Origin of the sequence: Mesorhizobium sp. ORS 3428 (assembly GCF_001854785.1) — a bacterium.
Taxonomy (GTDB): Bacteria; Pseudomonadota; Alphaproteobacteria; order Rhizobiales; family Rhizobiaceae; genus Mesorhizobium.
Genome location: NZ_MDFL01000126.1, coordinates 473,741 through 494,796 on the forward strand (window position 1 = coordinate 473,741; position 21,056 = coordinate 494,796).

The window sequence follows — 21,056 nt, forward strand, 5'->3', positions numbered from 1 at the left end:
TGGCGCTCAAGCCGTCTTGTCACGCGGGGCGGCAGCGCGCGCCAGCCGGTCGTTGATCGCCTCGCCCAGGCCCTCGAGCGGGATGGGCTCGACGGCAATGGTGGCGGCGCCGCTGCGGTCCAGCGCCTGCATATAGGCGAACAGGTTGGTGGCTGCCTCGCGCAGATCGCCCGCCTCGGAAAGATTTCGCACCGCCACCGCATCCCGCCAGCCTTCGGCGCGGTCGCGGCCGAAGGCGAGCAGCGCCTCGCCGCTCGCGATCTTTCCGACATTGAGCCGCATCGACGCGCCTGGCGCATAGTGCGAGGCGAGCATGCCGGGCGCCTGGATGCCGGCTGCGCCGCGCAACAGTTTAACGCCGGCAACGGCTTCAATGTCGCCGGCGGCGATGCCGCCCGGCCTCAGCAGGCTCAGCTTGCCGTCCTCGATCTTGACGATGGTCGATTCCAGGCCGACCGGTGTCGCGCCGCCGTCCACTACCAGCTTGATCTTCTCCCCGAGATCGGCTGCCACGGCTTGCGCCGTCGTGGCGCTGATCCTGCCGGAGGCGTTGGCGCTGGGGGCGGCGAGCGGCCGGCCGAGCCTCGCGATCAGTTCGCCGCCGAAGCCCTTCGGCATGCGCAGCGCTATGGTRTCCAGCCCCGCGGTGACCAGCGGGTGGATGCCGTTTTTCGCGCGCTGCGGCAGCACCAGCGTCAGCGGGCCCGGCCAGAAGGCTTCTGCTAGCCTTGCCGACAGCGGATCGAACGCCCCGATGCGTTCGGCCATCGCGAGGTCGGCGACATGGGCGATCAGCGGATTGAAGCGCGGGCGGCCCTTGGCTTCGAAGATGCGCGCCACGGCAGCACCGTTGGTCGCATCGCCCGCCAGCCCGTAAACCGTCTCGGTCGGGATGGCGACGACATCGCCACCGTCGAGCAGCGCCAGCGCCCGCTCCATTGCCTCGCCGACAGCAAGTATCTCAGCCAACTTCGTCACCATCATCGTTACGCCGGTCCCGTAATACGGCTGGCAGGGCCGGGCAAGGCGGGCATTGGCGATTTATCAATCCCTAAAATGTTAAGTTTCCGCGCAAGCCGGCATCAATTTGCCCGCACTAGGGTGCGGACTTCCGGTGGTTGGGCTCGGGGAGTTATCGCGATGCGCGTGCTGGCGGCAATCAGTATCGGCCTTTTGGCGACGACCGGTTTGGCACAGGCTTCGTCCATTGTCGTGCTTGGCGTCTCGACCTCGACGCCATCCGTGATCAGGCTGGACGCGATCGAGTCTGGCGCGTCGACACCATCGATCGTAGCGCTCGGCGATCCCATACCCGTGGTCACGGATGAGAAGGTCGCGGCGATCCCGGAGAAGTCTGGGCAGAGGTCCGTGCAGGCGCCGATGATCATTCGCGGCGGCATCGTCGGCGGCGCCTTCGCGACGCCTGCGCCGACAGATGCGGCCAAGACCGCGCCGGCGTCCACGACACCGACAAACGGCACCGCGCCAACTACCGCCACGCCACCCAACGGCACCGCCGCGGCAGCTCCCAACCGCGATACCAAGGCTGCCGACAACAGGCCGACCACAACGGCCAACACCTCCGGCGGCCATGCGCAGCCGAAAGTGCAATCGCAGAACGCCAAGAAACTGCCGCGCGTCGGCAAGACGATGTAGGCTAGGCTCGCGGCGGCCCGGTCCACGCGGGTCGACGAAAAAGGGCGACGCTTTGCTGCGCCGCCCTTTTTTCACACCACGAGAAACGGCTCAGGCCGCTTCTTCCGTATCGTCTTCGGACTCGTCTTCGTCGGCGTCCTCGTCGTCGCCGTCCTCGTCGTCCTCCCTGTCCTCATCCTCGTCGTCGCCCGAGGCCGTGGCTTCCTCATCGGCGTCTTCGTCTTCGCCCTCTTCCTCGTCCTCTTCAGACGGGTCGGCGGCTTCCACCGCCGCAGCGGCGGCGTGGTCGAGGATGTTGTGGGGAGCGGATTCGATGGCCTCGGCGGCGGCCGGGGTCTCTTCGGTCAATTCGATGTCGTGTCCGGAATTCATGGYATGCCTCCGTGGTTAGGGAACGTCTTTTGTTTGATGCATGTCGTTGTCCCAGAACCGCTGCACGCTTCCGGGCGACATGCATTGGTTCTCCCATGCGGAGGTCATCGTCATATGACTGTAAGCCGGCTCCGGCACATCAAATTTCGGATGCCGGATTGTTGAAGCATGCCCRCATCCTGGCGAATGCAGGCAGCCTCGGACCGCGCGCTTTCCGAGCCGTCAGCCGACGATTTTTGAAAAATCGGCGACCTGGTCGGTGGCGGCGCGGATGCGGGCAAGCAGCGCCAGGCGGTTGGCGCGCACGGCCTGGTCCTCATCATTCACGAGAACGCCTTCAAAGAATGAATCAACGGGTTCACGCAACACGCTAAGCGCCAGCATGGCTGCGGAAAAATCTTCATTTTGAATCGCTTGGCCGGCTTCCTTCTCGGCTTGATTCACCGGGGCAAACAGCTTCTTTTCCGCCTCCTCGCGGAACAGCGCCGGCTCAACAGTCTCGGCGATGACCGTTTTCTTCTTCTCCTCGGCGGCCAGGATGTTGGCGGCACGCTTGGTGCCGGCAAGCAGGTTCTTGCCGTCCTCGGTGTCGAGGAAAGAGCCCAATGCCTCGACGCGGCGAACGATCTGCAGGAGGTCGTCGTTGGGCGACTTGCCGATCTGCCCTCTTGTGGCGGAGACCGTGCGCGAACCCGCCGACAACACGGCGTCAATCAAGTCGTATCGCGCACCGCTTTCACGCAGATAGACCTTCAGGCGGTCGTGGAAGAAGGCGAGCAAGTCGGAAATCTGCGCAGCACCGCCCGCGAAGTTCRCAAAGGCCTTGGCGAAGATCGAAGTCAACTCCAGGCGAATGCGATTCTCGATCAGGATCCTGACCACGCCAAGCGCTGCACGCCGCAGCGYAAACGGGTCCTTGCTGCCGGTTGGCTTTTCATCGATCGCCCAGAAGCCGGTGAGCGTGTCGAACTTGTCGGCGAGCGCAACAGCAACCGAGACAGGATCGGTCGGCACGCGATCGGACGGGCCCTGGGGCTTGTAGTGCTCCTCGGCGGCCGCGGCCACGGACGGCTGCTCGCCCTGCAGCAGCGCATATTTGCGGCCCATGGCGCCCTGAAGCTCGGGGAATTCRCCGACCACCTCGGTTTGCAGGTCGGCTTTTGCGAGCACGGCGGCGCGAGCGACGAGCGCGGAATCGGCGCCAACGACCGGTGCCAATTCCTCAGCCAGCCGCTTGATGCGCTCCACCCGGGCCCCTTGAGTGCCAAGCTTGGCATGGAAGGTGACATTGAGGTGATCGAGCCGCGCCATGCGCTGGTCGAGCGGCTTCTTCAAATCCAGATCGAATCTTGTCGCGGAGTCTTGCAGCTGGTCGAGATCCGGCAGGTCGCCCTGGTCGGTCTTCCAGAAATAGAACGCGTCGGAGAGGCGCGCCCGAACCACCTTGCCGTTACCGTAAGCGATCTCCTTGCCGCCATCGGCGGCCTCGATGTTGGCGACCAGAATGAAGCGGTCCGAAAGGTCTTCGGCCGCGCCATGCGGCCGGGTGACGAAGCATTTCTGGTTGGCGCGGATGGTGAGGCGGATGACCTCGCCGGGAATGGTGAGAAAGTCCTTTTCGAATTCGCCCATCAACACGACCGGCCATTCGACCAGGCCGGAGACTTCTTCCAGCAGGCCGTCGTCCTCGACGAGATCGAGGCCGTTGGCGAACGCAACATTGCGCGCGTCCGCCAAGATGATTTCCTTGCGGCGGTCGGCATCGAGCACGACCTTGGCCGCCTCGAGCTTGGCCACATAGTCGTCGAAGCGGCGCACGGTGATCGGGCCCGGCGCGTGGAAGCGGTGGCCATAGCTGATGTTGCCGGAACGGATGCCATCGATCTCGAAATCGACCACCACCGGCTCCTCGGTCTCTGGGCCGAAGGTGCAGACGATCGATTGCAGCGGCCGCACCCAGCGCAGCGAGCCGGGCTTGGCCGACGCCGGCCCCCAGCGCATCGATTTCGGCCAGGGGAAGTTTTTGACGACGCCCGGCACCAGCTCGGCGATGATCGCTTCCGCCGCCCTGCCCGGCTTGGAAATGTGGGCGACATAGAAGTCGCCCTTCTTCGGATCGGAATGGACATGCGCCTCTGCGATCGAGGCAAGGCCGGCCTTGCGCAGGAAGCCCTGCACCGCCTGCTCGGGCGCCGCGGTCGAGGGACCCTTGATCTCCTCGCGAATGTCCTTCGAGCGCGGCGTGAGCCCGCGGATATCGAGCGCCAGGCGCCGCGGCGTCCAGTATTCGCGCGCCGCCTCATAGGTCAGACCCGCCTCGACCAGACCGTCGGTCACCATCTTCTTCAGATCGCCGGCAGCCTTGCGCTGCATGCGCGCGGGGATTTCTTCCGAGCGGAGTTCTAGAAGCAAGTCAGGCATCGATGAGGCTCTTGCGGCAAACAGGTCCGGGCGGGGCATAGCAACTCGGCCGGYTGCTGTCACCCCGCTAGCAGGGCCTTGGCTACCGCCGATTTCCGGAAATTTTCGTGACTGCYGTCGGGAGGACGCGGACCCGCCCGTCCTTGGAGCAGAAACTCCCATGAACCGAACGCAGCGCTGAAGCGACCAACGCTCAGGCAGAGAACCATTGGCTGGACGACCATGAAGACGGCATCGAGAACCCTGCAGATCCTGGCACTGAGCGCCTGCTTCGCTTCCCAGGTGCATGGCACGATCGCGATGCCGGGAGTAAGACAGGCGCTGCGCACAATCGATGGCGCGGCAGCCCAGATCGTGCTGCCAATTGCAGTCGCCGAGATCGCCAATGCGACCTTGGGCTAAGCTGCCAGGCCGCCCGCCTGCGTCTTCAGGAACGCCTCGCCGCAAGCCTTCGCCAGGTTGCGGACGCGCAGAATGTAGCTCTGGCGCTCGGTGACGGAGATCACGCCGCGCGCGTCGAGCAGATTGAAGACGTGGCTGGCCTTGATGCACTGGTCGTAGGCCGGGAAGACCATTCGGTGATATCCCTCCCCCTTGAGGGGAGGGTGGCCAGACGCAGTCTGGCCGGGAGGGGTCGCGTGCGACAAGCTCGACGCCTTATTGGCGGTGCCTTCTGCTGCGACCCCCTCTGTCGGCTTCGCCGACATCTCCCCCTCCAGGGGGGAAAGTGGCTCCCCCGCTGCGAGCAGCGCCTTGCACTCGGCCTCGGCGTCCTCGAAATGGCGAAGCAGCATCGCCGTATTGGCGAATTCGAAATTGTGGCGCGAATATTCCTGCTCGGCCTGCAGGAAGACGTCGCCATAAGTGACCTTCTCGGCGCCCTCGCGGCCGTTGAAGTTCAAGTCATAGACATTGTCGACGCCCTGCACATACATGGCGAGCCGCTCCAGCCCATAGGTGAGCTCGCCCGCCACCGGCGCGCATTCGATGCCGCAGACCTGCTGGAAATAGGTGAACTGCGAGACTTCCATGCCGTCGCACCAGCATTCCCAGCCGAGGCCCCAGGCGCCCAGCGTCGGGCTTTCCCAGTCGTCTTCGACGAAGCGGATGTCGTGCAGTAGCGGATCGACGCCGATCGCCTCAAGCGAGCCGAGATAAAGCTCCTGCAGGTTTGGYGGGTTCGGCTTCAGGATCACCTGGTACTGATAGTAATGCTGGAGCCGGTTCGGGTTCTCGCCGTAGCGGCCGTCCTTCGGCCGGCGCGACGGCTGCACATAGGCGGCGTTCCAGCGGCGCGGACCGAGCGCGCGCAAGGTGGTTGCCGGATGGAAGGTGCCGGCGCCGACTTCCATGTCGTAGGGCTGCAGGATGACGCAGCCATAATCGGCCCAGTAGTTGTGCAAGGTCAGGATCAGCCCTTGGAAGGAGCGGCTGGGATGCATGTGGGCAGGTATCTCGATCGTCACGGCGGCCTCGGAAAGCGCGGGATTGGGCTTTCCCTAGTTGCCGGGCCGGCGAGCGTCAAGGCAGCGCCTTGGCGCCGAACTAGGAGAGGTGGAACGCTTTGCCGGCGGCTGGCCCATTGCCGGGCGTTGGCGCCCGCCGTTTGCTGGCCTCACCGCAAAGACAAGGTTCCGCCATGCCCGGTCAACTCATCGTCCGCCTCGTCTCCCGGCAGGATTACGAACAATGGCTGCCGCTCTGGGACGGCTACAATGCATTCTATGGCCGCTCGGGCCAGACGGCGCTCGCCGGCGAGATTACCCAGATGACCTGGTCGCGCTTCTTCGATGCCTATGAGCCGATGCATGCGCTGGTAGCCGAACGCGACGGGTGCCTGCTCGGCCTCGTCCACTATCTCTACCACCGCTCGACCACGGCGATCGCGCCGAGCTGCTACCTTCAGGACCTGTTCACGGCAGAGGCCGCGCGTGGGCAAGGCATCGGCCGGGCGCTGATCGAAGGCGTCTACGAGCGCGCCAAGGCCGCAGGCGCGAACCGCGTCTACTGGTTGACGCACGAAACCAACCACACGGCGATGCAGCTCTACGACACGGCCGGCGAGCGCCCGGGGTTCGTGGTCTACCGCAAGCTTTTCTGAATCTCGACAGACGCCGCGCTGAAACAGAAAGCGGGACCCCGAAGCGTCCCGCCAAACTGTAAAAATCGCAGGCCTCAACCCTTCGGCGGGGGTGGCGTGACCGGCTTGACCTTCTGGGTTTCCTGCGCCGTGTTGGACTCGATCGGCGGCAGGCCCTTGAGCAGCTTCTGCTGCAATGCGGCGAGCACGTCCGGATCCGGCTTCAGGTCGCGTGCCTGGGTCCACTGGAAGGTCGCTTCCAGCTTGCGGCCGACGCGCCAGTAGGCGTCGCCCAGATGATCGTTGAGGACCGGATCCTCCGGCTTCAGCGAGACGGCGCGCTCCATTTCGCGGACGGCGTYGTCGAAGCGGCCGAGGCGATAATAGGCCCAGCCCAGCGAATCGACGATGTAGCCGTCGCTTGGCCTGAGATCCACGGCCTTCTGAATCATCGCCAGGCCTTCCTTGAGGTTCATGTTCATGTCGACCCAGGAATAGCCGAGATAGTTCAGAACCTGAGGCTGGTCGGGCTGCAGCTCCAGTGCCTTGCGGAAATTCGGCTCGGCCTTCGGCCATTCCTTCAGCCGCTCATAGGCGATGCCGCGCTGGTAGAAGATGTTCCAGTTGGCGGCTGTCGGCGTCTTCAGCATATCGACGGCCTTGTCGTAGAGATTGGCGGCCGAGCGGTAATCCTCCTTGGAGGAATAGACGCCGCCGAGCGCGATATAGCCGCGCATGTCGGTCGGGTGTGCGTCGACATAGCCCTTGAGATGCGCGATCGCCTCGTCGTTGCGGTCGATATCGGCGAGGTTGAGGCCGAGCTGCAGCTCCGAAAGCTGCTTCAGGGGCGAGGAGGCCGGAATGCGGCGATAGAGCGCGATGGCGGCTTCGCCGTCCTTCAACTGCTCGGCGACGGCGGCGAGCTGAACGAGGGCCGCGTCGCTGTCCGGCTTCAGCGCCAGCGCATATTGCAGGTAGAGGCGCACGAATGGCTCGCCGCCGCCGCGGTTGAGCGCGGTGGCAAGGTCAAGCAGGATTTCCGAGGCGCCGTCCGCCGGGCTGGCAACCAAGGGCTCGATCTTGTCACCCCTGCTGATCCTGTCGCGCAGCGTGGTGATTTCGAGCTTGCCCGGCGCGAAGGCCTCGGCCTGGTTGAGCACCGTAAGAGCCTTTGCCTTGTCGCCCTTGCGGGCGAGGAAGGAGGCGTAGGCTTGGGCGTTGCGCATCCAGGTCTCGGGCGCGGAGCTGCCTGAGGCGGTGTCGGCCAGGGTAGCGGCATAGATTTCATCGGCCTTGTCGGAAAGACCGGCCGCGTCGGCGATCAGCGCGCGGTGGAAGGACTTGAACAGACCGAACCAGTCGGGCCCCTTGAGCTTGTCGATCGAAGCCATCGCGTCGGTGGCATCGCCAGCACCTTCCTTGGCCCAGCCGTCCAGGACGCCGGAGAGCAGACGGTCGAGGTCGGATTCGAGCGACAGTTTCAGCCAGTACTGGGCCTTGGCGTAATCCTTCTTGTGGAAGGAATCGACCGCAAGCGCCAGGCGCGAGAAGCGCTCGACTTCGGGCACTTGCTTCAGCTTGTCGGCATAGACCAGCGATTCCTCGAAGCGGCCCTTCGCGACAAGCGCCAGCATCAGGCTCTGCTGCAGGTCCGTGTCATCGGGGGCGAAGGCCAGCGCCTGCTTGTAATAGGCGATGGCGTTGTCGAGATCGTTGTCGCTCTCAGCGATGTGGGCAGCCAGATAGGCGCCCGAGAAGGACGTGATCTGGACCGGTTGGCCGTTGTCCTTGGCGTGGGCAGGCAGCACCGAAAGCGCCACACCCGCCAGAAATGCCAGCCTTGTCAGCCAGCGCGTACGTCGTTGCTGCATCTTATCCCTTTCAGCCAGACGGGATCCCGCCCTTGCCGGACCGCCTACAGTCTCGATCTTTTCAGACAAAGCATGGCCTTTTTGGGGACAGGCTTCAATCCGGCGCGAATCACAATGCGATCATCCAGCTTAAAAAACGATCCCGCGCGWCCAAAAAGGTCCGGCGCCGGAACCCGGCGGTATCGGCCGGCTAGAGACGCGTCTCGCGAAATCCGCCGGCGGCGATCGTGCTGCACAGGGGGAACCATTCGCAGCCTGAGCACGCCTGGCGCGTCAGGCCAGAGGAAAACGCCTTGCGCATCCGCGCCAGGCTGGCGGCAGCCGTCTGTCGAGACGGTTGCAGCGAGATTCACAGGTGCCCGTCCCAGCAGATACCGGGCAAACAGCAGGAGCCGACTGGCTGTCAGTTGACGCGGCTGATGCAGAAATCGATGACGTCGATCAGCGCCGATTTCTGAGGCGTCTCCTCGAGCGGCGCCAGTGCGTCGCGGGCGATCTCGCCGAAGTGGCGCGCGCGGCCGATCGTGTCGGCGATGGCGCCGTGGCGGGTCATCAGGCCGATCGCCTTTTCGAGCCCAGCATCGTCTGTGGCATTGTCCTCGATGGCGCGCTTCCAGAAAGTGCGCTCGGCCTTGGTGCCGCGACGGTAGGCGAGGATCACCGGCAGCGTCACCTTGCCCTCGCGGAAATCGTCGCCGACATTCTTGCCGAGGTCCTGGCTGGAGCCGCCATAGTCCAGCGCGTCGTCGATGAGCTGGAAGGCGAGGCCGAGATTCATGCCGTAGGAGCGCAGCGCCGCGCGGTCGTTGCGCGAGGCCAGCGCGATCACCGGACCGACCTCGGCTGCAGCCGAGAACAGGGCCGCGGTCTTGGCCTTGATGACGGCGAAATGCTCGTCCTCTGTAGTCTCCAGGTTCTTGGCGGCGGCAAGCTGCATCACCTCGCCCTCGGCGATGATGGAGGCGGCGGTCGACAGAATGTCCAAGGCCTCCAGCGAGCCGACCTCGACCATCATACGGAAGGCCTGGCCGAGCAGGAAATCGCCGACCAGCACGCTTGCCTGGTTGCCCCAGATCATGCGCGCCGTCTTCTTGCCGCGGCGAAGCGCGCTCTCGTCGACCACGTCATCATGGAGCAGTGTCGCCGTGTGCATGAACTCGACCGAGGTCGCGAGCTTGACGTGACCTTCGCCCGCATAGCCGAACATCTGGGCGGCGGCCAGCGTCAGCATCGGCCGCAGCCGCTTGCCGCCGGACGAGATCAGGTGGTTGGCGATCTCCGGGATCATCTCGACGTCGGAACCGGCCTTCGACAGGATGAGCTCATTGACGCGTCCCATGTCGGCTGCCGTCAGATCGATAAGATCCTTGATGGAAGCGGCTTCCCGCTTGCCTTCGATATTGAGAACGACACCCACCACGATCACTCCCGTCTAGTTGACGCGCACGACAACACCCTGGTCCCATTCGGACTCTAGGTCGGCACAACCGGGCACTGCAAGAGGCGAATTGGCGCGGGCGGCCTGGCGCTGGCCTGCCTCGACGTTTACATGAACGGCGCAACCTGCGATTTTTGTTTCATGATAGAACTCGTCCGCACCAACGACGCCGTCCTCATCTCCTTCATCGAATCGCTGATGCGGGACGCCGGCATCGCCTGTTTCGTCGCCGACCAGAATATGAGCGTGCTCGACGGATCGATCGGCGCCCTGCCCAGGYGCATCATGGTCGATGCCGACAAGGCCGATGYGGCTCGGCGCATCCTGAAGGATGCGGGCATCGAGAACGAAATCCGCCGGAAATAATGGCAACGTCAACCGCCCTCGCCTCGGACACACCGGCCCACACGGTCGATGCCTTTCATCGCGGCCGCTTCTGGCTGGTGCAGCCGAGCCAAGGCCATCGCGCGGGCATGGACGCCATGATGCTGGCAGCAGCCGTGCCGTCGGGCTTTGCCGGCCGGATCGCCGATTTCGGCGCCGGCGCCGGTGCCGCCGCGCTCGCCGTCCTGTCGCGCTGCACGAAGGCGCGCGCGGTGCTGGTCGAGCGCTCCGCCGAGATGGCCGCCTTTGCCGCCGCCACGCTTGCGCATCCCGGCAATGCGCATCTCGGCGACCGCGCCTCGGTGCTGACGGCGGATGTCACGTTAGCCGGCCGGGCGCGCGTCCAAGCAGGGCTCGCCGACAATTCCTTCGACTTCGTCATCATGAACCCGCCATTCAACGCCGTCGAAGATCGCTCGACGCCAAACGCATTGCGCAGGGAGGCGCATGTCTCCGAGGACGGGCTGTTCGAGCGCTGGATCAGGAGCGCCGCCGCCGTCGTCAAACCGCGTGGCGGGCTGGCGGTGATCGCCCGGCCGGAGCAGCTTGTCGCCATTCTCGATGCGATCGAGGGCCGTTTCGGCGACACCGAGATGCTCTGCGTGCACCCGCGTCCCGAGGCCGCGGCGATCCGCATCGTCGTCAGGGCGGTGCTCGGCGCGCGCGGCAAGCTGTCGATCCGGYCACCGCTCACCTTGCACGGACCGTCGGGCAACGAGCCGACCGAGCGGACCTCGATGATCAACAATGGGCTGGCTTCGCTGTTTGGCGATTGATTAGAGGTCGGCGATACGGCATTGCCGTTGGCTAGCGAATTCCTACATGCCGGGAGCAGGGATGAGGTCTCACCTTGCGCCTTGCACTTCTTCCGGAGACAAGCTTTCGTGAAACGCCTCTTCAACCGCCTGCTGCCGAAGTCCTGGCGCTCCACCGTCGTCACCATTCCCGTCATCCGGCTGCATGGCACCATCCTGCCCGGCGGCGGCCAATTCCGGCCGAGCCTGTCGCTCGCCTCGACGGCCGGCGTCATTGAAAAGGCGTTCGCCTTCGACGCGCCGGCGATAGCCATCTCGATCAACTCGCCCGGCGGCTCTCCGGTGCAGTCAAGGCTGATCTTCAAGCGCATCCGCGACCTGGCTGCGGAGAAGAACAAGAAGGTGCTGGTCTTCGTCGAGGACGTGGCGGCTTCCGGCGGCTACATGATCGCGATMGCCGGCGACGAGATCTTCGCCGACCCCTCCTCGATCGTCGGCTCGATCGGCGTCGTCTCCGCCTCCTTCGGTTTCCCGGAACTGTTGAAGAAGATCGGCGTCGAGCGGCGCGTCCACACCGCCGGCCAGAACAAGGCGGTGCTCGACCCCTTCAAGCCGGAGAAGAAGGAAGACGTCGAGCGGCTGAAGGCGCTGCAGCTTGAAGTGCACGAGACCTTCATCGATCTCGTGAAAGAGCGGCGCGGCACGAAGCTCAAGGACGATCCGGATCTCTTCACCGGCCTGTTCTGGACCGCCAAGAAAGGCCTGGAGCTCGGTCTGGTCGATGCGCTGGGCGACATGCGCAGTGTGCTGAAGACCCGCTTCGGCGAAAAGACGCAGCTCAAGCTCATCACCGCGCCGCGCGGGCTTTTCGGCCGTTTCGGCCTGTTCGGCTCGCGCTTTTCGGCGCCGGACATCGCCGCCGCGGCCGCGAATGGCATCATCGATGCGGCGGAAGAGCGCGCATTGTGGGCGCGCTTCGGACTTTGAAAAGGTGGTGATTGCGTTTACCATCAAAGCTTGACCGACCCGTCCGGCCGGCCTTGCCGCGCAAACGCGGAAGGAGTTTCGAGATGCCGCAGATCATTTTCTTTGTCGTCGTCGGCGCCGCCGCCYATTTCGGCTACCGCGCTTTCATCCGCGAGGCCGAGCGCGTGACGGCCAAGATCCGGCGGACCGAGAAACAGGCGGCCAACGGCACGATGGGAACGCTGGTCAAGGATCCGAAGACCGGCGAGTACCGTCTGGCCAAGGACTGAACACCATCTCGCCAGCAGCCGACATTGTGGAGCCAGGGACACAGACCCGGACCTGGCTTGCCCCTGCCAAGATCAATCTGGCGCTGCATGTGACTGGGCGGCGCGCCGACGGCTACCATCTCATCGACAGCCTTGCCGTCTTCACCCGCTTCGGCGACCGGCTGGAGATCGGGCCGGCCGAGTGCGATGAGTTTTTGGTGTCCGGTCCTTTCGCCGCCGGCGTGYCGATCGACAGCGACAATCTGGTGGTGAGGGCGCGCGAGGCTCTCCGCAGGCAAGCCGGCTCGCGACAGACAGCGCCCGTCRCCATTCGGCTGGAGAAGAACCTGCCGATCGCCTCCGGCGTCGGCGGCGGCTCGAGCGATGCGGCGGCCACGCTCAACGGTCTTGCCCGCCTCTGGGAGCTCGATATCGACAGCGCCGAGTTGGCCCGGATCGGGCTGGCGCTCGGCGCCGATCTGCCGATGTGCCTCGAGGCTAAGCCGCTGATTGCACGCGGCGTTGGCGAAGAATTGTCGCCGCTCGCTGAATTTCCAGCGCTGGCAATGGTGCTGGTCAACCCGGGCGTGGCGGTTTCGACACCCGAGGTGTTCAAGGCGCTTTCCAGACGCGACAATGACGCGTTGCCTGCCTTGCCACGACGGCTGGACTTCCACGGCATACTCGACTGGCTGGCAAAGACGCGCAACGATCTGGAAGACGCCGCCCGTTCGATCCAGCCCGGCATCGACGAGGCGCTCACGGCGCTCAAAGAAGCGGGCGCCGCCTTCGCCCGCATGTCCGGTTCTGGCGCCACGTGTTTCGGCCTGTTGGAGACCGGCAATATCGCCAAGCGCGYGGCAATCGAGATCCGCCGCCACCATCCCGACTGGTTCGTCGCCGCGACGCGCAGCATGGAGGCCGACTGATGGCCAGAATCGACGAAAGCCGGCCTTTCATCCCGGTGCGCATCGCGGTGCTGACGGTTTCGGACACGCGCAGCCTTGCCGACGACAAATCGGGCCAGACGCTCGCCGACCGCATTGCGGAGGCAGGCCACATATTGGCCGCCCGCGACATCGTTACCGACGACGAGGAAAAGATCCGCGAAAAAGTGCTCGGCTGGTCGAAGGACGAAGCGGTCGATGTCGTCATCACCACCGGCGGCACCGGCTTCACCGGCCGCGACGTTACGCCGGAAGCGCTGGAGCCGATCTTCGAAAAGCGCATGGACGGGTTTTCGGAAGTCTTCCACCGCATTTCCTACGACAAGATCGGCACCTCGACGATCCAGAGCCGGGCGACCGGCGGCGTCGTCAACGCCACCTTCGTTTTCGTGCTGCCAGGCTCGCCCGGCGCCTGCAAGGACGCCTGGGACGGCATCCTGAAGCCGCAGCTCGACTACCGGCACATGCCCTGCAACTTCGTGGAAATCATGCCGCGCCTCGACGAGCATTTGCGGCGCGGCGGCCAGATCGCCTCGTAAGGCATAGGCAAAGCGCCGATCGGTACCTCGTCTGCCAGCAGAACGGCACCCGCGCCAAGCTTGGCGCAATGACCACCGGCAGAGCGGAGGATGCGCTCTCCTGAGCGATCGCTGGAAACGTCGGCGCCGCCCCCTCATCCGCCTGCCCGTCCTCCGCAGCAGCTGCGGAGGGTGGACCGGCACCTTCTCCCCGTGAAACGGTGAGAAGGAAGGAAAACTCACTTCGGCGGTGCCACCCAGATTTCGGCATTCAATCTTCTCGTCGCCAGACCGCGCGCCAAGGCTTCGGCACTGCGCGCGCTTTTCGCCAGCGCCAAAGCCTGGCGCTTGCTGATGACGAGGCCTTCGGCCAGCGCGCGGTTGCCCGAAAAGACGCGTGCCAGGAACGGCGTGCGATTGCCGCGGGCGCGCGAGAAGCGCGCCGGCATTGTCTGCCTTGCCGTATGGGCCACCACCTCCTCGATCCAGCCTTCGGCCAACCGCGCGCCGGGCTCCAGAAGCAGCAGCCAGTCGCCCTTTGCCTGGCCGATGCCGGCAGCGATGCTGCCGGCTAAATAATGGCAGCCGGCATGCTCGGCGACGCGATGCGTCTGGTCGGTCGAACCGGCGTCGCAGACGATGACGTCGCGCACGACGCCCTCGACCGCGCCGCCAATCAGCGAGGCAAGCGTGCGGGCGAGGCCTTCTTCGTCGTTGCGGGTTTCGATGAGAACGCTGAGCATTCCTAGCCGAATAGCGGAAAGCCGGGCGCCGCGCCAGTTGCACAGCACAGGGCAAAAAGTTCTTGCTTTGTTCTCATCAGCGAAATAGGAATAGTTTCATGAACAGAGCGATTCGACAGCCTGCGGACAGTCCCTGGGAGAGGGCAAAAATGGAACAGATCGTGCGTGCCGACATTGCCGCTTTCGGAGCAGGCAGGGCCGAGATGGCCAATGYGATGATGGAACAGAGCGGCATGCGCGTGCGCCCTKACCGCAATCGCGGACGCTCGGCCGGCATCAATCCGTCCGGCCGCTTCGAGCCGGTCAGCCGGCATGTGTTCGACGACGGCTGGAATTCGCTGGAAGAGCTGCCACCCTTCAAGACCGAGGTTCAGGTCGAGAAGCCGCGCACCATCATCACGCGCAACGAATCGCCGGACATTTCCTTCGACCGTTCGATCAATCCCTATCGCGGCTGCGAGCATGGCTGCGTCTACTGCTTTGCCAGGYCGACGCACGCCTTCATGGGCCTGTCGCCGGGGCTCGATTTTGAATCCAAGCTCTTCGCCAAGCCGGACGCCGCGCGCATGCTCGACAGGGAATTGTCGAAGCCGGGCTATCAGCCGCGCACCATCGCCATCGGCACCAACACCGACCCCTACCAGCCGATCGAGAAACAGTATCGGATCATGCGCGAGATCCTGGAGGTGCTGGAGGCGCGCGGCCATCCGGTAGGCATCGTCACCAAGTCGGCGTTGGTGACGAGAGACATCGACATTTTGTCGCGCATGGCCGAACGCGGCCTTGCCAAGGTGGCGCTGTCGGTGACGACGCTCGATCGCATGCTGGCGCGCACCATGGAACCGCGCGCCTCGACCCCGACCAAGCGGCTGGAGGCGATCCGCCAGCTTTCGGATGCCGGCATCCCGGCCTCCGTCATGGTGGCGCCGATCATTCCCGGTCTCAACGACCCTGAACTGGAGCGCATCCTCGATTCGGCGCGCGCCGCCGGCGCGCGGGAGGCGGGCTATGTCGTGCTGCGCCTGCCGCTTGAAGTGGCGCCAATCTTCAAGGACTGGCTGCTGCGGCATTATCCGGATCGCTACCGGCACGTGATGTCGCTGATCCGCTCGATGCGCGACGGCAAGGATTACGATTCGGAATGGGGCAAGCGCATGAAAGGCGCCGGACCCTATGCCTGGCAGATCGGCCGGCGCTTCGAGATCGCCGCCAAGCGGCTCGGGATCAATGCCGAGCGGCGGTCGCTCAGGACCGACCAATTCGTCGCAGGCTCCAATGCCGGTGAGCAGCTGATGCTGCTCTGAAGACTGTGCCGGTCGATGGAGACCGGCGCTAAGCAATTCCAGGAAAAGCGCTTTTTCGTCCTGGATTGCTATCCGCTTTAGCAGAATCCGTCCGGCCCCTGTCCCCCCGGCTGTGAGACGGTGCCCTCCCGGTCCTATGCCCCACCCGACCCGGAGGGACTTGCGGAGAATCGGAGCCGATGCGAACCTCGCCGCACCATGGCTCGCGCGCGTTCCGATTCTCCGCTTCTGTTTGAAATGGTCGAGAAGCCCGATTTCTCCATCGAGACGAAGGCGATGGCCGACGGGCTCTGGCCTGTCGCGGGCATGGATGAGGCCGGTCGCGGCCCGCTCGCCGGGCCGGTTGTGGCGGCCGCCGTCGTGCTCGACCCGGCCAACATCCCGGAAGGCCTCGACGATTCCAAGCGCCTCACCCATCTGCAGCGCGAGGCGCTGTTCCTCAAGATCCTCGGCTCGGCGCTCAGCGTCTCGATGGCGTCAATCAGCGCCGAAGGCATCGACAACAGCAATATCTTGAAAGCCAGCCTGGAAGCGATGCGCCGCGCCGCCGCCGGCCTGTCCTTGCAGCCGAAACTGGCTTTGGCCGACGGCCGAGACGTGCCGCCCGGCCTCCCCTGCGAGGGCCGAGCGCTGATCAAGGGCGACCAGCGCTCGCAGTCGATCGCCGCCGCCTCGATCGTCGCCAAGGTGATGCGCGACCGCATGATGTGCGGCTGCGGCGRCCATCACGAGCACTACGGCTTCGAAGTGCATATGGGCTACGCGACGGTTCGACACCGGACCGCCATCGAGACGCATGGGCCAGTGGCACGCCTGCACCGGGCGTCATTTGCGCCGTTCCGGTTGGGTGGCGTTGAGATAGTCGAGGTAGAAGAGATTCTCGGTCTGGAGTGAGCGACGGAGACTCGGCAATTCCATATGCGATTGCCCTGCCCTTGTGGGGAAGATGYCCCGAAGGACAGAGGGGGCGCTGTCCCGCTAACATATCAACCCGTAGCGCTCAGGTTCCCTCTGTAATTTGCATTCGGCGCGGTCGAAGAAAATCTGACGCCGGCGATCCTTCGCGCCCCCCTCTGCCCTGCCGAGCCTCTCCCCCACAAGGGGGGAGATTGGCAGCTTCGGCGCCTCGCTTTTCCCGAAACAAAAAAGCCGCCGGGTTGCCCAGGCGGCTTTGATGGTTTCGGAGCCTTGAGGCTCAGTTCAGCTTGGCCTTGACGTCCTGCAGCGCGGACTTGAACAGTTCCGCTCCGGCCTTGGCGTCGACCTTGGCGGCAAGCAGGGCGCGGGCGGCCTCGACGGCGATGTCGACAGCGCTGGCGCGCACCTCGCCGATCGCTTCGCGCTCGGCCTGACTGATCTTCTGCTCGGCAAGCGCCGTGCGCCGGGCGACATAGTCCTCGGTCTTCTTCTGCGCTTCGGCGGCGAGCCGGTCGGCCTCGCGTTTGGCGGCGGCGACGATGTCGGCGGCCTCCTTCTCGGCTTCCTTGCGCTTCTGCTGATACTGGCCAAGCAACTGCTGGGCCTCCTCGCGCAGGCGGCGCGCTTCCTCGAGCTCGCCGCTGATCTTGGCCGCACGGGCGTCGAGCGACTTGGCAAGCATGCTCGGCACCTTCAGATAGATGACGGCGCCGAGGAAGATGATCAGGGCAATGGTTGCCCAGAGTGTCGCGAGTGATGTGGCGTCCATGATGCCCTCCTCACCGGGTCGCGGATTTGACCGCGGCCGAGATTTCGGCCTTGTCGGTCTTGCCGCCGACGAGCGCCTCGACGATGGCCGACGTGGTGTCCTCGGCGATCGTGCCGACTTCCTTCATGGCCTTGGCCTTGATCGAGGCGATGCTCGCCTCGGCCTCGCCGAGCTTCTTCTCGAGTTCCGCCTCGAGCTTCTTCCGCGTGCTTTCGGCCTCTTTCTTGGCCGTGTCGCTCGCCTCCTGGCCGATCGCGTTGGCGCGTGCCTTGGCTTCCGTCAGTTCCTGCTCATAGGCGGCAACGGCGGCATCGGCCTCGCCCTTCAGCCGTGCAGCCTGGTCGAGGTCCTGGGTGATGCGATCGTTGCGGACATCGATGATACCGCCGACGCGCGGCATCACAACCCGCTTCAGGAACAGATAGAACAGCCCGAAGGTGATGACGAGCCACAGGATCTGCGACGGGAAGGTCGCGGGATTGAACGGCGGGAACGTTTCATGCTCCTCGGCGGGCACGGTGGTGCCGGCATGCGTACCGCCTTCGGCCGCAGCCGGCGCGGTCTCTTGCGCAAAGGCAGATGTCACGAACATCTCATTCCCCTGTCCATACTACGGGGCCGCACCGTGCGGCCCCTTTCGTCAGCCCTGGCTCTTACTTGAAGACCAGCAGCAGCGCGATGAGGAGCGAGAAGATGCCCAGAGCTTCGGTCACGGCGAAGCCGAAGATCAGGCGGCCGAACTGGCCGTCAGCTGCCGACGGATTGCGCAGGGCACCCGAGAGGTAGTTGCCGAAGATGTTGCCGAGGCCGATGCCCGCGCCGCCCATGCCGATGCAGGCGATACCAGCGCCGATAGCAGCTGCTGCAGTTGCGTCCATTTCAAACTCCTGTGGTTTCCGTAGTCGTTGCGGTTGGTACGTTGGGTATGCTGGCGCCGGGACGCCGGTGAAAATCGATCAGTGGCTCGGGTGCAGAGCGTCGTTCAGATACATGCAGGTCAGCACCGCGAACACGTAGGCCTGCAGGAAGGCAACCAGCATTTCGAGCGCAGAAAGCGCAACAGCCATGGCAAGCGGCAACACCGAACCGGCGACGCCGAGAGCGCCCAGTGCGCTCAGGCTCACGACGAAGCCCGAGAAAACTTTCAGCGTGATGTGGCCGGCCAGCATGTTGGCGAAAAGACGAACAGAGAGGCTGACGGGACGCGAGACGAAGGAAACGATTTCGATCGCCACCACCAACGGCAAGAGATAGCCGGGCACGCCATGCGGCACGAACAGCTTGAGGAAGCCGAGGCCATGCTTGGCAAAACCGTAGACAATGACGGTGCCGATGACGAGGATCGCCAGTGTGAAGGTGACGATGATGTGGCTGGTGACGGTGAAGAAATACGGGAACAGGCCGAGCAGGTTGGCGACAAGCACGAACATGAACAGCGAGAATACCAGCGGGAAGAACTGCATTCCCTGCTTGCCCGCCGCGTCGCGCAGCATGTTGCCGACGAACTCGTAGGCCATTTCCGAAACCGACTGCAGGCGGCCTGGAACGAGGCTGCGRCTGGCGGTGCTCATGTAGAGGAAGGCGGAAGCGACGACGATCGTCACGACCATGAAAAGAGCGGAATTGGTGAAGGAAACGTCGTAGCCGCCGATGTGAATCGGGACGATCGGATGGATCTGAAACTGGTGAATCGGATCGACCTTGTCAGCAGCCACTTTTAATCCCCGTCAAAGCCGCAACCGGCTTCTTAAGTTCGCTTTCGCGCCTTTCGGCGCCTCACTTCATTCCTTCGGCTCGCGCGGCTTGCCGCCCTGACCGAATTCCGGCGCAAGTCCCGCCGAACGCAGGACATTGAGTATGCCGGCGCCAAAGCCCAGCAGCAGGCCGACGATCAGACCCCATGGCGCGATTCCCGCCAGGCGGTCGATGATCCAGCCCAAGCCGACACCGACCACCACCCCGGCGATGAACTCGCTGGACAGCTTCAGTGCCTGACCGTAACCGGTCGCAGCTTTCGCTTCGTCTTTCCCCTCGAGCCGGTCCGTGCGTCTTGATGCAAGCGATGCTTCAAGCTCGCGCCGGCGGCGCTCAAGTTCGTCGTCGCGGTTGGTGGCTTCAGGCAGTTTGCCGCGGCCGGTTTCTCCGGTTCCGTCTGGCCCATTTTTGTCGGCCATCGCAACCCCCCTGCCCGGGCAGACTATCACCGTCCGTCCGCTTCAAAAGTCGCCGGCAACATAGTTAGAGGGTCCGCGCCCGTCAAGCCACGGGCCGAACTTCAAAGTGATGTATTTTTCTATTTTAAATCAACCGTTTACGCAGGTGCGACATCGTGCCCGCCGCACCCATGCAAGGACTTGGGGCGAATCCGCGCGGCAAGCCGCACCGATCGGCGCGTGCGGCGGGCCGCGGAGAACGCTGCCGGAGCCCTCGCTCGATCGGCTCAGCTCCAGCCGCCGCCATRGGTGCGGTAGAAGATATGCAGGCCGATCCTCGTCATGCRTTGCATGGCGCGCGCCCAGCCCGGATGGACGTAGTTGGCATAGTAATGCGTCGACGAGCCGACCTCGGGGATGAATATCTTGCCCGCGGTCACCGCCATGGCGACATCCTGGGCGGTCTTGTAGGCGACCGGGTCGTCGATGCGCTTTTTCCTGCCGTCGCAGGCAAAGGAGAACTGGCWGCGATTGAACCAGTTGTCGTTCTGGTAGACGACGCCGCAGATCGTCTTCGGATAGGCCGGGTTGCGGACGCGGTTGAGGATCACCTGCGCCACCGCGGCCTGGCCGCGCACAGGCTCGCTGCGCGCCTCGAAATAGATGCCCTTGGCGAGGCATTCCTGCTCCGGCTTGGAGAAGACAGCTGCCGGAAGCGGGTTCTGCATCCACGCGTGGTCACCCTTGCCCATCGGCGGGATGAAGCGGCCATCGTTCGGGTCGGCCTGCAGCAGCGCCTCGAAGGGCGAGGCCTTGGCGTAGTCGGGCGCCGACTGGGCATAGGCGGTGGCGAGAATATCCGGCTTGTCGTTGTTGACGAGGGCGGCGAGCGCGGCCGGCACGCCGGGATCCGGCTTCTTGTCCTCGCGGATATGGAAGACCTGGGCGATCTGGATTTCCTTGCCCTTGATGCCGGGCTTGGCGAAAGTGAGCTTCAGGCCACTGTCCATCGCGGGGCGGAGCAGCAAGGAGGTGCGSTCGAAGATCGAGCCGGCGCTAAAGTTCTTCGGCGGCGCGAYCGGCGAGACCTGGACGAGGCGGCCTTTCTTGTCGGCACGCACGACGCGATCCTCGTCCGGCGTCGTGCCGGCGGCATTGCCCTTGCYGCGAAAAGCCACAGCGCCGATACCGGGCAATTCCACACCGGAGCCGGAGATCGAACCGGTGGCGGCGGAATCGGCGAACGGCATCTCGGCGGCATGTACCGAGCCGGCGACGGATCTCTCGACATAAGCGTTCCAACGGGCGTTGGGCGACTCCAGCCCGGAAACGAGGCTGGCCATGTCCTGGTAGGCGACGACGGAGGGAAACCCGACCCAGATGCCGAGCCCAAGGACCAAAGGAGGAAGTACGGAACGTTTTTTCGCAACGGCGGCGGCGACGAGCCGCGCAAAAGCGCGTCGATGCACGGAACTCTCCAGAACGCTACTGA

The 21,056-nt window shown here is 64.6% G+C and carries 24 protein-coding genes; 11 read left to right on the top strand and 13 right to left on the bottom strand.

All coding sequences use genetic code 11. The features are described from left to right. Positions 1 to 6: 6 nt before the first annotated feature. Positions 7 to 969, bottom strand: a complete 963-nt coding sequence (locus tag ORS3428_RS21020) for an L-threonylcarbamoyladenylate synthase (RefSeq protein ID WP_071100287.1) — start codon at positions 967 to 969, stop codon at positions 7 to 9. A gap of 171 nt (positions 970 to 1,140) precedes the next feature. Between ORS3428_RS21020 and ORS3428_RS21025 the strand changes: the two genes are divergently transcribed. Then, the gene (locus tag ORS3428_RS21025) at positions 1,141 to 1,656 is read left to right on the top strand and encodes a hypothetical protein (RefSeq protein WP_071100172.1); all 516 of its coding nucleotides are present in this window, start codon (positions 1,141 to 1,143) and stop codon (positions 1,654 to 1,656) included. A 90-nt stretch (positions 1,657 to 1,746) separates the two neighbouring features. Here ORS3428_RS21025 and ORS3428_RS33375 read toward each other — a convergent pair whose 3' ends face one another. Both ORS3428_RS33375 and glyS read right to left on the bottom strand, forming a co-directional pair. Next, positions 1,747 to 2,028, bottom strand: a complete 282-nt coding sequence (locus tag ORS3428_RS33375; protein WP_071100173.1) for an ATPase — start codon at positions 2,026 to 2,028, stop codon at positions 1,747 to 1,749. 222 nt (positions 2,029 to 2,250) lie between these two features. Next, a complete protein-coding gene (gene glyS, locus ORS3428_RS21035) occupies positions 2,251 to 4,449 on the bottom strand; it encodes a glycine--tRNA ligase subunit beta (protein WP_071100174.1) in 2,199 nt (732 codons plus the stop codon). Positions 4,450 to 4,671: 222 nt separating this feature from the next. Between glyS and ORS3428_RS21040 the strand changes: the two genes are divergently transcribed. Then, positions 4,672 to 4,851: a hypothetical protein gene (locus tag ORS3428_RS21040; protein ID WP_071100175.1), complete on the top strand. Its 180-nt coding sequence runs from the start codon at positions 4,672 to 4,674 to the stop codon at positions 4,849 to 4,851. On the opposite strand, the gene ORS3428_RS21045 is transcribed toward ORS3428_RS21040, so the two are convergent. Continuing rightward, a complete protein-coding gene (locus ORS3428_RS21045) occupies positions 4,848 to 5,915 on the bottom strand; it encodes a glycine--tRNA ligase subunit alpha (protein WP_083355230.1) in 1,068 nt (355 codons plus the stop codon). The genes ORS3428_RS21040 and ORS3428_RS21045 overlap by 4 nt on opposite strands. A gap of 173 nt (positions 5,916 to 6,088) precedes the next feature. Here ORS3428_RS21045 and ORS3428_RS21050 point away from each other — a divergent pair, with 173 nt between their 5' ends. Then, complete coding sequence (locus tag ORS3428_RS21050; protein ID WP_071100176.1) at positions 6,089 to 6,550, top strand: GNAT family N-acetyltransferase; 462 nt, start codon at positions 6,089 to 6,091, stop codon at positions 6,548 to 6,550. A gap of 74 nt (positions 6,551 to 6,624) precedes the next feature. Here the strand turns inward: ORS3428_RS21050 and ORS3428_RS21055 are convergent, their stop codons facing one another. Continuing rightward, on the bottom strand, positions 6,625 to 8,400 hold the full coding sequence (locus ORS3428_RS21055) for a tetratricopeptide repeat protein (RefSeq protein WP_071100177.1): 1,776 nt from the start codon (positions 8,398 to 8,400) through the stop codon (positions 6,625 to 6,627). A 403-nt stretch (positions 8,401 to 8,803) separates the two neighbouring features. Further along, positions 8,804 to 9,817: a polyprenyl synthetase family protein gene (locus tag ORS3428_RS21060; protein ID WP_071100288.1), complete on the bottom strand. Its 1,014-nt coding sequence runs from the start codon at positions 9,815 to 9,817 to the stop codon at positions 8,804 to 8,806. Positions 9,818 to 9,979: 162 nt separating this feature from the next. On the opposite strand from ORS3428_RS21060, the gene ORS3428_RS21065 reads away from it, so the two are divergent. From ORS3428_RS21065 to moaB, 6 genes are all read left to right on the top strand, one after another. After that, a complete protein-coding gene (locus ORS3428_RS21065; RefSeq protein WP_071100289.1) occupies positions 9,980 to 10,204 on the top strand; it encodes a putative signal transducing protein in 225 nt (74 codons plus the stop codon). Then, the gene (locus ORS3428_RS21070) at positions 10,204 to 10,998 is read left to right on the top strand and encodes a tRNA1(Val) (adenine(37)-N6)-methyltransferase (protein WP_071100178.1); all 795 of its coding nucleotides are present in this window, start codon (positions 10,204 to 10,206) and stop codon (positions 10,996 to 10,998) included. Before ORS3428_RS21065 ends, ORS3428_RS21070 begins: the two co-directional genes overlap by 1 nt. A 108-nt stretch (positions 10,999 to 11,106) precedes the next feature. Further along, positions 11,107 to 11,964, top strand: a complete 858-nt coding sequence (locus ORS3428_RS21075; protein ID WP_071100179.1) for a S49 family peptidase — start codon at positions 11,107 to 11,109, stop codon at positions 11,962 to 11,964. A gap of 83 nt (positions 11,965 to 12,047) precedes the next feature. Beyond that, positions 12,048 to 12,233 (top strand): hypothetical protein, encoded by a 186-nt coding sequence (locus ORS3428_RS21080; RefSeq protein WP_071100180.1) that lies wholly within the window; start codon positions 12,048 to 12,050, stop codon positions 12,231 to 12,233. Positions 12,234 to 12,259: 26 nt separating this feature from the next. Beyond that, a complete protein-coding gene (locus ORS3428_RS21085; RefSeq protein ID WP_071100181.1) occupies positions 12,260 to 13,141 on the top strand; it encodes a 4-(cytidine 5'-diphospho)-2-C-methyl-D-erythritol kinase in 882 nt (293 codons plus the stop codon). Continuing rightward, positions 13,141 to 13,698 carry a molybdenum cofactor biosynthesis protein B gene (moaB, locus tag ORS3428_RS21090; protein ID WP_071100182.1) on the top strand — a complete coding sequence of 186 codons (558 nt, stop codon included), beginning with the start codon at positions 13,141 to 13,143 and terminating at the stop codon, positions 13,696 to 13,698. The genes ORS3428_RS21085 and moaB overlap by 1 nt, the downstream gene beginning before the upstream one ends. A 218-nt stretch (positions 13,699 to 13,916) precedes the next feature. Here the strand turns inward: moaB and ORS3428_RS21095 are convergent, their stop codons facing one another. Next, on the bottom strand, positions 13,917 to 14,420 hold the full coding sequence (locus tag ORS3428_RS21095) for a glycosyltransferase family 2 protein (RefSeq protein ID WP_071100183.1): 504 nt from the start codon (positions 14,418 to 14,420) through the stop codon (positions 13,917 to 13,919). A 149-nt stretch (positions 14,421 to 14,569) separates the two neighbouring features. On the opposite strand from ORS3428_RS21095, the gene ORS3428_RS21100 reads away from it, so the two are divergent. Next, complete coding sequence (locus ORS3428_RS21100) at positions 14,570 to 15,724, top strand: PA0069 family radical SAM protein (RefSeq protein WP_071100184.1); 1,155 nt, start codon at positions 14,570 to 14,572, stop codon at positions 15,722 to 15,724. Positions 15,725 to 15,922: 198 nt separating this feature from the next. Further along, positions 15,923 to 16,618: a ribonuclease HII gene (locus ORS3428_RS21105; protein ID WP_071100185.1), complete on the top strand. Its 696-nt coding sequence runs from the start codon at positions 15,923 to 15,925 to the stop codon at positions 16,616 to 16,618. 301 nt (positions 16,619 to 16,919) lie between these two features. Here ORS3428_RS21105 and ORS3428_RS21110 read toward each other — a convergent pair whose 3' ends face one another. The 6 genes from ORS3428_RS21110 to ORS3428_RS21135 form a co-directional block, all read right to left on the bottom strand. Next, positions 16,920 to 17,411, bottom strand: coding sequence for a F0F1 ATP synthase subunit B (locus ORS3428_RS21110; protein ID WP_071100186.1), 492 nt, complete (start codon positions 17,409 to 17,411; stop codon positions 16,920 to 16,922). 10 nt (positions 17,412 to 17,421) lie between these two features. After that, the gene (locus ORS3428_RS21115; RefSeq protein ID WP_071100187.1) at positions 17,422 to 18,003 is read right to left on the bottom strand and encodes a F0F1 ATP synthase subunit B; all 582 of its coding nucleotides are present in this window, start codon (positions 18,001 to 18,003) and stop codon (positions 17,422 to 17,424) included. 61 nt (positions 18,004 to 18,064) lie between these two features. Beyond that, positions 18,065 to 18,289 carry a F0F1 ATP synthase subunit C gene (locus ORS3428_RS21120; protein WP_040971820.1) on the bottom strand — a complete coding sequence of 75 codons (225 nt, stop codon included), beginning with the start codon at positions 18,287 to 18,289 and terminating at the stop codon, positions 18,065 to 18,067. Between the two features lie 78 nt (positions 18,290 to 18,367). Next, positions 18,368 to 19,126, bottom strand: a complete 759-nt coding sequence (locus ORS3428_RS21125; RefSeq protein WP_071100188.1) for a F0F1 ATP synthase subunit A — start codon at positions 19,124 to 19,126, stop codon at positions 18,368 to 18,370. 66 nt (positions 19,127 to 19,192) lie between these two features. Further along, the gene (locus ORS3428_RS21130; protein WP_071100189.1) at positions 19,193 to 19,585 is read right to left on the bottom strand and encodes an AtpZ/AtpI family protein; all 393 of its coding nucleotides are present in this window, start codon (positions 19,583 to 19,585) and stop codon (positions 19,193 to 19,195) included. Positions 19,586 to 19,851: 266 nt separating this feature from the next. Further along, positions 19,852 to 21,033, bottom strand: coding sequence for a cell wall hydrolase (locus ORS3428_RS21135; protein WP_071100190.1), 1,182 nt, complete (start codon positions 21,031 to 21,033; stop codon positions 19,852 to 19,854). Positions 21,034 to 21,056 lie beyond the last annotated feature (23 nt).

Bases quoted from the DNA above. Each gene is read 5' to 3' on its own strand.
- ORS3428_RS21025 (WP_071100172.1), top strand. From the start codon at position 1,141: ATGCGCGTGCTGGCGGCAATCAGTATCGGCCTTTTGGCGACGACCGGT.
- ORS3428_RS33375 (WP_071100173.1), bottom strand. From the start codon at position 2,028: ATGAATTCCGGACACGACATCGAATTGACCGAAGAGACCCCGGCCGCC.
- ORS3428_RS21040 (WP_071100175.1), top strand. From the start codon at position 4,672: ATGAAGACGGCATCGAGAACCCTGCAGATCCTGGCACTGAGCGCCTGC.
- ORS3428_RS21050 (WP_071100176.1), top strand. From the start codon at position 6,089: ATGCCCGGTCAACTCATCGTCCGCCTCGTCTCCCGGCAGGATTACGAA.
- moaB (WP_071100182.1), top strand. From the start codon at position 13,141: ATGGCCAGAATCGACGAAAGCCGGCCTTTCATCCCGGTGCGCATCGCG.
- ORS3428_RS21095 (WP_071100183.1), bottom strand. From the start codon at position 14,420: ATGCTCAGCGTTCTCATCGAAACCCGCAACGACGAAGAAGGCCTCGCC.
- ORS3428_RS21110 (WP_071100186.1), bottom strand. From the start codon at position 17,411: ATGGACGCCACATCACTCGCGACACTCTGGGCAACCATTGCCCTGATC.
- ORS3428_RS21115 (WP_071100187.1), bottom strand. From the start codon at position 18,003: ATGTTCGTGACATCTGCCTTTGCGCAAGAGACCGCGCCGGCTGCGGCC.
- ORS3428_RS21120 (WP_040971820.1), bottom strand. From the start codon at position 18,289: ATGGACGCAACTGCAGCAGCTGCTATCGGCGCTGGTATCGCCTGCATC.
- ORS3428_RS21130 (WP_071100189.1), bottom strand. From the start codon at position 19,585: ATGGCCGACAAAAATGGGCCAGACGGAACCGGAGAAACCGGCCGCGGC.